At 71.6% G+C, this 12,859-nt stretch carries 11 protein-coding genes; 5 read left to right on the plus strand and 6 right to left on the minus strand.

Features of this window, described 5'->3' with window-relative positions:
* Positions 1–196 precede the first annotated feature (196 nt).
* Positions 197–1,555, minus strand: coding sequence for an MATE family efflux transporter (locus tag ESO86_RS04285; protein ID WP_242492198.1), 1,359 nt, complete (start codon positions 1,553–1,555; stop codon positions 197–199).
* On the minus strand, positions 1,555–1,926 hold the full coding sequence (locus ESO86_RS04290) for a YccF domain-containing protein (protein WP_129233653.1): 372 nt from the start codon (positions 1,924–1,926) through the stop codon (positions 1,555–1,557). Before ESO86_RS04290 ends, ESO86_RS04285 begins: the two co-directional genes overlap by 1 nt.
* Positions 1,927–2,025: 99 nt before the next feature.
* On the opposite strand from ESO86_RS04290, the gene ESO86_RS04295 reads away from it, so the two are divergent.
* The 5 genes from ESO86_RS04295 (at position 2,026) to ESO86_RS04315 (ending at position 8,740) form a co-directional block, all read left to right on the plus strand.
* A complete protein-coding gene (locus tag ESO86_RS04295) occupies positions 2,026–3,402 on the plus strand; it encodes a TrkH family potassium uptake protein (protein ID WP_242492199.1) in 1,377 nt (458 codons plus the stop codon).
* Complete coding sequence (locus ESO86_RS04300) at positions 3,395–4,099, plus strand: potassium channel family protein (protein ID WP_207207009.1); 705 nt, start codon at positions 3,395–3,397, stop codon at positions 4,097–4,099. Before ESO86_RS04295 ends, ESO86_RS04300 begins: the two co-directional genes overlap by 8 nt.
* 64 nt (positions 4,100–4,163) lie before the next feature.
* Positions 4,164–6,170, plus strand: coding sequence for a M13 family metallopeptidase (locus tag ESO86_RS04305; RefSeq protein ID WP_129233646.1), 2,007 nt, complete (start codon positions 4,164–4,166; stop codon positions 6,168–6,170).
* A 94-nt stretch (positions 6,171–6,264) separates the two neighbouring features.
* Positions 6,265–7,173 (plus strand): serine hydrolase, encoded by a 909-nt coding sequence (locus tag ESO86_RS04310; protein WP_129233647.1) that lies wholly within the window; start codon positions 6,265–6,267, stop codon positions 7,171–7,173.
* A gap of 172 nt (positions 7,174–7,345) precedes the next feature.
* Positions 7,346–8,740, plus strand: coding sequence for a pyridoxal phosphate-dependent decarboxylase family protein (locus ESO86_RS04315; protein ID WP_129233648.1), 1,395 nt, complete (start codon positions 7,346–7,348; stop codon positions 8,738–8,740).
* Positions 8,741–8,784: 44 nt separating this feature from the next.
* On the opposite strand, the gene ESO86_RS04320 is transcribed toward ESO86_RS04315, so the two are convergent.
* The 4 genes from ESO86_RS04320 to ESO86_RS18560 form a co-directional block, all read right to left on the minus strand.
* Positions 8,785–9,420 carry a TetR/AcrR family transcriptional regulator gene (locus ESO86_RS04320; protein WP_129233649.1) on the minus strand — a complete coding sequence of 212 codons (636 nt, stop codon included), beginning with the start codon at positions 9,418–9,420 and terminating at the stop codon, positions 8,785–8,787.
* Between the two features lie 18 nt (positions 9,421–9,438).
* Complete coding sequence (locus ESO86_RS04325) at positions 9,439–10,740, minus strand: ABC transporter permease (protein ID WP_129233650.1); 1,302 nt, start codon at positions 10,738–10,740, stop codon at positions 9,439–9,441.
* Positions 10,737–11,447, minus strand: a complete 711-nt coding sequence (locus ESO86_RS04330) for an ABC transporter ATP-binding protein (protein WP_129233651.1) — start codon at positions 11,445–11,447, stop codon at positions 10,737–10,739. The genes ESO86_RS04325 and ESO86_RS04330 overlap by 4 nt, the downstream gene beginning before the upstream one ends.
* Positions 11,448–11,587: 140 nt before the next feature.
* A partial coding sequence (locus tag ESO86_RS18560; RefSeq protein WP_165307311.1) for a cyanophycinase occupies positions 11,588–12,859 on the minus strand: 1,272 nt, incomplete at its 5' end.

Below are 12,859 nucleotides of genomic sequence, written 5' to 3' on the forward strand. Positions count from 1 at the left end.
CGCACGCCGTGAGCGCGACCAGCACGCCGGCCGCGAGGACGGCGGCCGCGCTGCGGGCGACCGCGCGAGTCGGAGCGTGGGCGGTGGGACCGGGCAGGACGCGAGGCGCGGACATGTCTGCCTCCTTCGAACGGCGGTTCCTCGAACCTATGCGGTGCGCGCGCGAACGGTCGGGCCATTGGTCACGCGGCGCCGCTCACGCGGGGGCGCCCGTCACCATCCACGCCCGGCCCCGCGCCCGCAGCGAGAGCGTCACGGCCCGCGCGGCCAGGTAGCCCAGGGAGAACGCGGCGGTGAGCGCCGCGAGCGCCGCCGCGCCCGGGACGTCGGCGCCGGAGGCATCCGCCCACCACACCACGCCGAACGCCATCGGCACGAACGCGGCCAGGTTGACCAGGCCCGTCCACGCCAGGTAGCGGGCGTCGCCCGCACCGATCAGCACGCCGTCGAGCACGAACACGAGGCCGCCGAGCGGTGCCGACAGGCCGAGCACCACGAGCGACGGCGGCAGGAGCGCCGCGACCTCGGCCGACGACGTGAACACCGCCGGCAGCACCCAGGCGGTCGCGATCACGAGGGCGCCGACCACCGCGCCCGCCCCCACGCCCCATTCGACGCAACGGCGGAGCACCGCTCGCACCACGTCGACGTCGCCCGCGCCGAGGCCCTTGCCGATGAGGGCCTGCGCCGCGATCGCGAGCGCGTCGAGCGCGAACCCGAGCGTGAAGTAGATCGTGATCGCCACCTGGTAGGCCGCGAGCTCGTCGCGGCCGAGCGAGGTCGCCGCCCACGTCGCGAGCAGCAGCGCCACGCGCAGGCTCGCCGTGCGGAGGAACAGCCAACCGCCGTCGCGCGCGCCGCGCAGCACGCCCGCGTGGTGGGGCCACGGGCTCGCGCCGACCCGCGCGCCATGCCGCGTCACGACGACCAGGTAGACGAGCACCATGCCCCACTGCGCGACGACGGTGCCGATCGCCGACCCGGCGATGCCCCAGCCGAGGCCGTAGATGAAGAGCGCGTTGAGCGCGATGTTCGCCGCGAAGCCGATCCCGGCGACCCAGAGCGGGGTGCGGGTGTCCTGCAGGCCCCGCAGCAGGCCCGTCGCCGCGAAGACGACGAGCATCGCGGGCAGGCCCGCCATCGAGATCGAGAGGTAGACGGATGCCTCGGCGGCGACGTCCGCCGAGGCGCCGAAGGCGCCCACCAGCCACGGCGCCGCGAACCAGCCCGCGAGGGCGAGCACCGTGCCGAGTCCGAGCGCGAGCCAGAGGCCGTCGATGCCGGCCGCGACGGCGCCGCGTTCGTCGTCGGCTCCGAGTCGCCGCGCGACCGACGGCGTGGTTGCGTACGCGAGGAACACCATGAGGCCGACGATCGTCTGCAGCACGGCGCTCGCGAGGCCGAGGCCCGCGAGCGGTGCCGCGCCGAGGTGGCCGACCATCGCCGTGTCGGCGAGCAGGAACAGCGGCTCGGCGATGAGGGCGCCGAGCGCGGGGACGGCGAGGCGCAGGATGTCGCGGTCGACCGTCCGGCGCGCGGTGATGGAGCTCGCCACTATGCGTCGACGATCTCCTTGCCCAGCGGCGCGAGCGAGACCGGGATCAGCTTGAAGTTCGCGATGCCGAGCGGGATGCCGATGATCGTGAGGCACATGACGATGCCCGTGACGAGGTGCTCGAGCGCGAGCCACCAGCCGGCGAGGAGCACCCAGATGACGTTCCCGATGAACGACCAGGCGCCCGACGTCGGCTTGGAGACGACCTGGCGTCCGAACGGCCAGAGCGAGTAGTTCGCGATGCGGAACGACGCGACGCCCCACGGGATCGTCACGATGAGGATGCACATGAGGAGCCCGGCGAGCATGTACCCGATCCACAGCCAGATGCCCGCGAGGATCAGCCAGACGACGTTCAGGATCGTGTTCAGCATGGCTCGATCATCGCACCGGGCCGGCGCCGACGCGATCCGGAGGACCCCCGGAACGCCGGGGGCGCGCCGGGTCGCCCGCAGGCGTATGATTCCGCGGTGACCTTCCGCGCGTCGGTCCGCGAACCGCGGCCGCACCGCTTCCGACGGGGCATCCGGCTCCACCCGGCACAGGCCGTGGTGGTGGGGTTCGCCGCCGCCGTGATCGCCGGCACCCTGCTCCTCTGGCTCCCGCCGATGACCGTCGATCCCGACGGCACCTCGTTCACGGACGCGCTGTTCACCGCCACCAGCGCCGTCTGCGTGACCGGGCTCACGGTCGTCGACACCGAGCTGCACTGGAGTCCGCTCGGGCACTCGGTGATCCTGCTGCTCATCCAGCTCGGCGGCCTCGGCATCATGATCTTCGCCTCGCTCATCGGCCTCGTGCTCGCGCGCAAGATGAGCGTGCGATCGCGGCTGAACACCGCGGCGGAGGCCAAGGCGGTCGGCTACGACGACGTGCGCGGCCTGGTGCGGGGGATCGTCCTCATCTCGTTCGGCATCGAGGCCGTGACGTGGTTGTTCCTGTTCCCGCGGTTCCTCTTCGGCTACGACTACCAGCCGGCGGATGCCGCGTGGTACGCGCTCTTCCACTCCGTCTCGTCGTTCAACAACGCGGGCTTCGCGCTGTACACGAACAACATGATGGACTTCGTCGCCGACCCGTTCGTCTGCCTGCCGATGTGCGCCGCGATCATCCTCGGCGGTCTCGGCTTCCCGGTCATCATGCAGTTGCGCAAGGAGTTCGGGCGCCCGCGGCACTGGTCGATGAACACGAAGCTCGTGCTGTGGGGCACGGTCGTGCTGCTCGTCGGCGGGTTCGCGTACCTCGCGATCGCCGAGTGGAACAACGAGGGCACGTTCGGGCCGCTGTCCCCGGGCGCCAAGCTCCTCGCCGCGTTCTTCATGTCGACGCAGGCCCGCACGGCGGGCTTCAACAGCATCGACGTGGGCCAGATGCACGACGAGAGCTGGGTCGTGATGGACGTGCTCATGTTCATCGGCGGCGGACCTGCCGGCACCGCCGGCGGCATCAAGGTGACCACGTTCGCGGTGCTCTACTTCATCCTGCTGACCGAGTTCCGCGGCGAGGGCGCGGTCAACATCTTCGGCAAGCGGCTCAGCCGGGCCGTGCACCGCCAGGCGATCACGGTCGCGCTGGTCGCCGTCGGCGCGGTGATGACCGCGATCATCCTCCTCATGCACCTCACGAAGCTCGACCTCGACCTCGTGGCGTTCGAGGCGGTCTCGGCCTTCGCGACCGTCGGCCTGTCGACGGGCATCACGGGCGACCTGCCGCCGAGCGCCGAGGTGGTCCTCGTGCTGCTCATGTTCCTGGGTCGCATCGGCCCGCTCACCCTGGGGTCGGCGATCGCCCTCCGCGATCGCCGCATCCTGTACGAACTCCCGAAGGAGAGGCCCGCCATTGGCTAGGTTCACCCTGTTCGGCGGTGCGAGCGACACGTCGCGCCGCATCGCCGAAGCCGACTCGGTCGCGGTGATCGGACTCGGCCGCTTCGGCAGCTCGCTCGCGCTCGAACTCATGGCCGGCGGCACCGAGGTCCTCGGCATCGACGCCGACGAGGAGATCGTGCAGTCCCTGAACGGCCGCCTCACGCAGGTCGTCCGGGCCGACTCGACGAAGTCCGAGGTGCTGAAGCAGCTCGCCGTCGACGAGTTCGACCGGGTCGTCGTCGCGATCGGCAGCGACATCACGGCGTCGATCCTCACGAGTTCCGTCCTCCTCGGCATGAAGATCCCCGTGATCTGGGCGAAGGCCGTGACCGAGCAGCACGCCGTCATCCTCGAGCAGCTCGGCGTGCACCACGTCATCCGGCCCGAGGCCGAGATGGGGCGGCGGGTCGCCCACCTCGTGCGCGGCGCCGCGCTCGACTACATTGAGATCGAGAAGGGCTACGCGATCGTGAAGACCGCGCCGCCCTCGCGGCTGCACGGAGTCCCGCTCGGCCGGACGGCGCTCCGCAAGGAGCTCGGCGTCACGGTCGCCGCCTTCAAGCGACCCGGCGAGGAGTGGCGCAACGCCGACGCCGAGACCGTGCTCGGGCCCGACGACACCGTGCTCGTCGTCGGACCGACGCGCAAGGCCGAGGGGTTCGCCCAGTTGCGCTGACGTGCCGCGCCGGTTCGCGGCATCCGCCCAGCACTGCCGACCGGGTGCCGCCTAGGCTGTGGGGATGAGCGATGCGACGAAGCCCAGCGGCATCATCCTCGACGAACTCGACGCCGACGTGCGTCCGCAGGACGACCTCTTCCGCCACGTCAACGGCAAGTGGATCGACCGGACCGAGATCCCCGACGACAAGGCGCGCTACGGCAGCTTCATCGTGCTCTACGAGGAGGCCGAGCAGGCCGTCCGCGAGATCATCGAGGAGGCTCAGGCGGCCGAGCCGGGGACGGAGGCGCGCAAGGTCGGCGACCTGTACGCGTCGTTCATGAACGACGAGCGTGCGGAGATGCTCGGCGCGACGCCGATCGCCGGACAGCTCGTCGACGCCTCGCTGCCCGGCACCGTCGCGCAGCTGCTGGAGGCGATCGGCCGCCTCGAGCGCCAGGGGGTCGGCGGGTTCGTCCAGCTCTTCGTCGACAACGACCCCGGCGACCCGGAGCGCTACCTCGTCTTCGTCGAGCAGGGCGGCATCGGCCTGCCCGACGAGAGCTACTACCGCGAGGAGCGCTTCGCGCCGATCCGCGAGAAGTACCTCGGCCACCTCGAGCGGATGTTCGGGCTCGCCGCGCTCGACGACGGCGCCGCGCGGGCGAAGCGCGTGTTCGACCTCGAGACCGAGATCGCGAAGTCCCACTGGACCAACGTCGACTCGCGCGACAGCCAGAAGACGTACAACCTGATGCCCTGGTCCGAGGTCGCCGCCGCGTCATCCGTCGACCTCGACCTGTGGCGCGACGCGATGGGCGTGCCCGACGGGGCGTTCGCCGAACTCGTCGTGCGGCAGCCCAGCTTCGTCGAGGGCGTCGGTGCGCTGATGACCGCCGACCGCCTGCCCGCGTGGCGCGACTGGCTCGCGTGGCAGGTCGTCCACGGCTCGGCGCCGTACCTCGGCAAGGCCTTCGTCGAGGAGAACTTCGACTTCTACGGCCGCACGCTCACCGGCACGCCCCAGCTGCGCGAGCGCTGGAAGCGGGGCGTCTCGTTCGTCGAGGGCGCCATGGGCGAGGCCGTCGGCCGCATCTACGTGGAGCGGCACTTCCCGCCCGCGGCGAAGGAGGCCATGGACGAGCTCGTCGCGAACCTCGTCGAGGCCTACCGCGACTCGATCGCCGGGCTCGACTGGATGGGCGAGGAGACCCGCGAGAAGGCGCTCGAGAAGCTCGAGAAGTTCACGCCGAAGATCGGCTACCCGGTGAAGTGGCGGGACTACTCGACGCTCGAGGTCTCCGCGGCCGACCTCGTCGCGAACGTGCGTGCGGCGGCCGAGTTCGAGTTCCAGCGTCAGCTCGGCAAGATCGGCAAGCCCCTCGACCGCGACGAGTGGTTCATGACGCCGCAGACGATCAACGCGTACTACAACCCGGGGTTCAACGAGATCGTCTTCCCCGCCGCCATCCTCCAGTTCCCGTTCTTCGACGAGAATCGCGACGCGGCGGCGAACTACGGCGCGATCGGCGCGGTCATCGGGCACGAGATCGGCCACGGCTTCGACGACCAGGGCTCGCGCTTCGACGGCGACGGCCGGCTCGTCGACTGGTGGACCGAGGCCGACCGCGCCGCGTTCGAGGAGCGCACGAAGACGCTCATCGAGCAGTACGACGTGCTGGTCCCGGCGCAGCTCGCCGACGGCGCCGCCGACGACGGGGGCGAGGCGGATGCCGCGGGCGCACCCGCGCACGTCAACGGCGCGCTCACGATCGGCGAGAACATCGGCGACCTCGGGGGCCTGGCGATCGCCTGGAAGGCGTACCTGCTCTCGCTGAGCGGCAGGAAGGCGCCCGTGATCGACGGACTCACCGGCGCGCAGCGGTTCTTCCTGTCCTGGGCGCAGGCCTGGCAGATGAAGGGGCGCGATGCCGAGGTCGAGCGGCTGCTCGCGATCGATCCGCACTCGCCGAACGAATTCCGGTGCAACCAGATCGTGCGCAACATCGACGAGTTCTACACTGGCTTCGAGGTCACGCCCGATGACGAGCTCTGGCTCGACCCGGCCGATCGCGTCCGCATCTGGTAGCACCTCACCCCAGACCCCCGTCCGATCCCGTCGAGCGCACCGCGATGCCGCGGTGGGGGAGCGCGCGACCCGAACGAAAGCCGCTGTTCCTGTCGTGGTGACCTCGTCCCAGGGTTCCGAGCGCCGTGCTCGGCACGCATCCTTCCGACGAGGCCGCCATCGCGGCGACGAGCTCGCCGAGGACTTCTCGCGCGGCTTCGACTCCCTCGGCGAGCTCGCGCTGGGCGGCGTCCAGGTCTCGGCGCGCGCGACCGACCTCGCGACGGGTCGCGTGCTGTTCTCCGTCGACGACCACGTGGTGATGCCGACCGCGTCGATCGGCAAGGTGCTGCTGCTCGTCGAGGTCGCCTCGCGCCTCGGCCAGGCGAGCCCCGAGGCGTTCACCGTGCTCGACCGGGCGCCGCGCGACGCCGTCGGCGACTCGGGCATCTGGCAGCACCTGCAGACGCCGTCGCTGCCGATGTCCGACCTCGCGGCGCTCGTCGGCGCGACGAGCGACAACCTCGCGACGAACGTCCTGATCCGCCACGTGGGCCTCGAGTCGGTGCGGTCGCGGACGGAGGCGCTGGGTCTCACGCGCACGGCGCTGCTCGACCTCGTGCGCGACCACCGGGGGCCCGACGACGCGCCGCAGCTGTCGATCGGCTCGGCGAAGGAGCTCACGTGGCTGTTCGCGTCGCTCGCGCGCGGCGAGATCGTGAGCCCCGAGGTGTCGCAGCGGGTGGTCGGATGGCTGTCGCTCAACGCCGACCTCTCGATGGTCGCGTCGGCGTTCGGGCTCGACCCGTTGGCGCACCGCACGCCCGACCACGGCCTGCTCCTGATGAACAAGACGGGCACCGACGGCGGCGTCCGCAGCGAGGTCGGCGTGCTCCGCGGCCCGCGTGCCGGGGTGGCGTACGCGGTGTCGATGTACTTCGCCGACACGCAGCTCGCGTCGCGCCTCGCGGTGCTCGACGGCATGCGACGGGTCGGGGCCGACCTGCTCGAGTACGTGCACTGAGCGGCGCTCGACGGCGTGCCACCGGCCGCGGCACATCGTCGCGTGCGCCATTCTTGCGTGCTGAGGTCCCCATACGCACGTTCATTGCATGTGACGGCGGACCCGCGCTCGCAGTTTGCGAATATCCCTCCCGTGACGCACACTTGTGCCTGCTCTCACCGATAGGAGGATCATGTCCGGCCGAGCCGCCCCGTCATCCCCGGCGTCCATGCACGAGGTCTCCGAGCGCACCTCGGACCTCGTCGAGCTCGTGCTCCGGTACGCGCGCGACCGGATCCTCTCGACCGAGACCCCGCTCGACAAGCCGATCCCTCCCATCGACCTCGGCCGCCTCGCCGGCCGCAGCATCGACGAGCACGGCATCGGCGCGGACCGGGCGCTCTCGCGGTTCGAGCACGTGCTCGCGCCGGCGTGCATCACGACCGACCACCCGCAGTACCTCTCGTTCATCCCGACGGCGCCGACGAAGGCCGCGGTCGCGTTCGACCTCGTCGTCTCGGCCAGTGCGCTCTACGGCGGGTCCTGGCTCGAGGGGGCGGGCGCCGTGTACGCCGAGAACGAGGTGCTGACCTGGCTCGCCGCCGAGTTCGGCCTGCCGTCCACCGCGGGCGGGGTGTTCGTCCAGGGCGGCACGCTCGGCAACCTCTCCGCCCTCGTGGCGGCCCGCGAGCACGCGCGCGCCACCGTCGCCCGCGACGGCACGGAGACGCCGCAGCGCTGGAAGGTGGTCTGCAGCGCCGAGGCGCACTCGTCGATCGCCTCCGCGGCGAGGGTCATGGACGTCGACGTCGTCGCCGTGGACCCGGGCGAGGACGGGGTGCTCCGCGGAGCCGCCGTGAGGTCCGCACTCGACGAGCACGGCGCATCCGTCTTCGCCGTCGTCGCGACCGCCGGATCGACGAATTTCGGCATCATCGACGACCTCGCCTCGATCGCCGCGCTCAAGGACGAGTTCGACGTGTGGTTCCACGTCGACGGGGCCTACGGCCTGGCCGGCATGCTCTCCCCGGTCGCCCGGAACCGGTTCGCCGGCGTGGAACGAGCCGACTCGGTGATCGTGGACCCGCACAAGTGGCTGTTCGCGCCGTTCGACGCGTGCGCGCTGATCTACCGCGACCCGGAGGCCGGACGCCGCGCGCACACGCAGCACGCCGAGTACCTCGACACGCTGACCGAGACGAGCGAGTGGAGCCCGTCCGACTACGCGGCCCACCTCACCCGACGGGCGCGCGGCCTGCCGCTCTGGTTCTCGCTCGCGACGCACGGCGCGGCGGCCTACCGCGAGGCGATCGGCGCCTCGATCCGGCTGGCGCAGGACATCGCGCGCGAGATCGAACGCCGTGACGGATTCCGGCTGGTGCGCGAACCGCAGCTGTCGGTCGTCGTCTTCGAGCGCGAGGGATGGACGAAGGCCGACTACGCGCGGTGGTCGACCCGGCTGCTCGACGAGCAGCACGCGTTCGTCACGCCGAGCTCCCACGCGGGGCGTCCGAACACGCGGTTCGCGATCGTCAACCCGATGACGAGCTTCGACCAGCTCACGGCGATCCTGGACACCATGGCCTGACCTCGGCCCGCAGGGCCGATCGAGTCGATCGTCGGCCGCGCAGCTCAGCCGAGCTTGCCGATCACGCGCTCGAGGCGTTCGCCGAGGCGGTCCGCGTCGATCGGGCCGGCCGGATCGTCCGCGGCGCGCCGCGCCCAGCTGAGCCCGACGTAGCGCATGAGCCCGGCGAGCAGGTGCGTGATGATCTCGGCCTGCTCGGGGAGGTCGGCGAGCTCGGCCTCGTCCGCCCCGTCGCGGAGCGCGTCCTGGCGGAGGCGGAGCTCGAGGATCTGGCGGAGCTCGGCCTCGATGGCGGCGAGCCGCTCCATCTGGCGCGCGAGGAGCGCGGGGTTCTGCGAGACCGCGGTGATGCGGCGCACGAGGAGCGTCGGGTCCGCCGGCAGGCTGCCGGGCTCGATCCGGACGAGGCCGGCGGCCTCCGCGAGCAGCGGGCCGTCCGAGACGATGAACTCCCGGGCGGCCTGCTGGTCGATGACCGGCTCGTCGGTGCCGAGCAGCGCGGCATCCTTCGTCTTGAAGTGGTTGAAGAAGGTCCGCTGGCTGATGCCGGCGGCGTGGCAGATCATGTCGACCGTGACCTGGTCGTAGCCGTGCTCGTCGACGAGGTCGATCGCGGCGCGTTCGATCGCGGCGCTCGTCTCGGCGACGCCGCGACGCCGCGATCCGGGTTCGGTCGACATGATCCGCCTCCTGGTCGATTACTCGTACCGTAGCGAGTCGATCGGGTCCTGACGTGCCGCCCTGCGGGCGGGCAGCACGCCGGACAGGAACGCGACGAGCATGATCACGAGGATCACGATGGCCACGTTGGCGGGGTCGAACAGCAGGATCGTGAGGCCCGGCAGGTCGGCGAGCGGTCCGGCGGACAGCGCCGTCGAGATCGCCGAGCCGAGCCCGATCGCGGCGACCGCGCCGATCGCGGATCCGAGGAAGCCGATGACGACGGCCTCGAGGCTGAACAGCGAGAAGACCCGACCGTTCGACATCCCCATGGCCTTCATGAGGCCGATCTCGCGCGTGCGTTCCTGCACGCTCATGAGCAGCGTGTTCACGATGCCGAAGGATGCCGCGAGCAGCGCGATCACCGAGAACGCGCTGAGCACGCCGATGATGCCGTTGATGACGGTCTGGATGACGCCGAGCTGGTCCTCGACGGTCTGGCCCGCGAGGTCGGCGTCGGCGAGCCGGGACTTGACGTCCTCGACGTCCTCGTCGGTCACGGCGCCGCCCGGCCCGGTCCCGTCGAGGTGCGCGACCGCGAGCACGTACGCCTCGGGCTGCCCGGGGATGGCCTGCGCCTCGGTGACGGCGTCGGTCAGGCTCTCGTTCGCCCCGGCCCCGGCCGCGAACAGGCTCGCGCGGGCGATCCCGGCGACCTCCGCCTCGATCGTCCGCTCGGACTGCATGGCATCGGTGTACCCGAGCGCGACCGTCTGGCCGATCGCCGACTCGGCGCCGTCGTATCCGAGGGCGTCGACGTAGTCCTCCTGGAGGATGACCTGCGCCGTGTCCGTCCGGTTGTCGAGCTGGTCGCCCGCCACGAGGTCGCTCCGGCCGAGCGAGGAGCTCGGGTTGATGTCGAGTTCGTAGCGGTCCTGCGCGTCGCCGTCCGCGGTGGCGATCCAGTCGATCGTGATCTGCCGGACGGGCTCGACCCGGTCCACGCCCTCCGTTCCGCGCATCGCCTCGAGGTCGTCGGAGTTCAGCAGCGTGCCCGAGCCGAGCGGATTGGGTTGCGTGGCCTGCTGGCGCCCGTCGGCCTCGAACGGCGTCGGTCCCTCGGTCGATTCCGCGGAGGCCGCCGGAGCGACCAGGAGCGCGTCGCCGGTGCTGACCGTCGCGACCTGCCTGGTGACGTAGTCGTTCACGCCGGCGCCGAGCGCGGTCGTGAGCGTGAGCGTGAACGCGCCCACGAACAGGCTCAGCACCGTCAGCGTGGTGCGCAGCCTGCTGCGGAACGCGTTCCGAGCGGCGTTGGCGATGATGTCGGCGGTCCTCATCGTTCCGCTCCTTCCACGGTCAGGCCGTCGGCGATGGTGACGTGGCGATCGCACCGGGCGGCGAGGTCGTCGTCGTGCGTGACGACGACGAGGGTGATGCCCCGTTCGCGCTGGAGGCCGAAGAGGATGTCCTCGACCTGCGATCCGGTGGCGGTGTCGAGGTTGCCGGTGGGTTCGTCGGCGAAGATGACGTCGGGATCGTTGACGAGCGCGCGGGCGATGACGACGCGCTGCTTCTGGCCGCCGGAGAGGTCGTTGGCCCGGTTCCCCGCCTTGTCGGCGAGCCCCAGGGCGTCGAGTACCGCCATGCCGCGCCGGGCGCGCTCGCGCGGTGCCACGCCGGCGACGAGGAGCGGCAGGGTGACGTTCTCGAGGACGGACTGCTGCGCGGTGAGGAAGAACTGCTGGAACACGAACCCGAACCGTTCGTTGCGCAGGCGGTTGATCCGCTTCGCCGAGGCGGATGCCGCATCCTCGCCGTCCACCTCGACCGCGCCGGTGGTGGGCCGGTCGAGCAGGGCGAGCAGGTGCATCAGGGTCGACTTGCCCGAGCCCGACTTGCCCACGATCGCGAGGGACTCCCCGCGGTGGACGTCGAGCGACACGCCTTTCAGGGCGTCGAACCGGGAGTGCCCGGCGCCGTAGGTCTTGGTCAGCGCGTGCGCGCTGAGCACCGGCGGGGCGCCTGGTGCGGGTGCGGGGGCCATGGCGAGTCTTCCTTTCACTGGGTGCAGAATCATGGTGCAGCGACTGCAACAGTGACTGACGGGCCTGTGAAACCGCCCGGAACGCCGACGGGCGGCGGACGGCACCCGGTGCCATCCGCCGCCCGCGGTCGCCTCGACGCTCAGTCCGCGGTCGCGACGACCTCGATCCGCATGACGAGGCCCGCGAAGGAGACGGAACCGGCGGGCGTGGCCCACGCCCGCGTGCCCGGCTCGCGGGTCAGGGTCGTCCGGAACTGCGGCGACTCCTCGAAGCTCGTGCCGCTCGCGGTGCGGGCGCTCGAGGCCACCGTCTCGCGTGCGAGGTCGCGCAGCGAGTAGACCCCGCCCGAACCCTCGAGCGAGTCCCAGACGTCGGCGCGCTCGGCCACCGGACCCGCGGTGGGCCGGACAGCCGACGAGCCCTCGGCCGCCAGCGCCAGGCCTCGCCTGAGGTTGACGGAGTCGCCGGCGGTGGCGTAGCTCCAGCGCACCCCGGTGACGCCGCCATCGGCTTCGCGTGCGTCGCCCAGGTCGAGCAGCGACGCGCCGTGCTCGCCGATCACGCGCCCGACGCCGGTCGTCCGGTCGAGGACGACGGCCGTGGTCTCGTCGATGCCGAGCACCAGGTCGTGCCCGGTCTCGAGGCCGAGCTTGACCGCGCGGCCCTGGCGGCCCCAGGTGGTGAAGTGGCTGTCGATCTGCACGCCCTCGACGAAGCCGAAGCCGCCGGAGGGCAGGTAGCCGAGTTCGGTCGGGTCGTCGAGGTAGCCCGCCGTCGCGCCATCCCGCCAGGCTTCGTACGACTCGCCCCCGGTCACCATGTCGGCGCCCTGCTGGATCGCCAGGCCGGCGCTGACGCCCGCGACCACGCCGCGGTCGGCGGCTGCGCGGAGCGCGGTGAGCACGGGGGTGTCCGCGCACGACTCGAACGCCTCGAGCGGTGCGGGTTCGCAGTCCTGGAGGGTCCGGACGTAGCGCATCTGGTCCCCGCCGCCGAAGAAGACGCCGGTGGCGCTCGCGATCTCGGCGACGACGGCGGGATCGTCCGCGCGGTCGGGTCGGTACTCGTCGCCGGGGTAGTCGACGGCCGTGTCGACGGGCACGGCGTAGGTCTCTGCTCCGTACTGCTGGAACAGGTCCGAGTAGTACAGGCCGTTGGCGGCGGCGTTGTTGAGCGACGCATCGGCGGCCTGCTCCGGCGTTCGCGCGGATCGGGCTGCGGCGGTCACGATCGCGATGCGCGCCTTCTCCGGGCCCGCGCCGTCGGGGTCGGCGAGGTCGACGATGGACTGCAGGATCTCGGCGTTCTCGTCGAGGTTGCCGCCGATCAGGACGGCGTGGGGAGCGGTCGCGTGCACGCCCGGGGCGGACGCGGCGGCCGCGGCGGTCGCGGGCGCCAGCGAGAGGACGAG

Origin of the sequence: Agromyces binzhouensis (genome assembly GCF_004135055.1) — a bacterium.
Classification (GTDB): domain Bacteria; phylum Actinomycetota; class Actinomycetes; order Actinomycetales; family Microbacteriaceae; genus Agromyces; species Agromyces binzhouensis.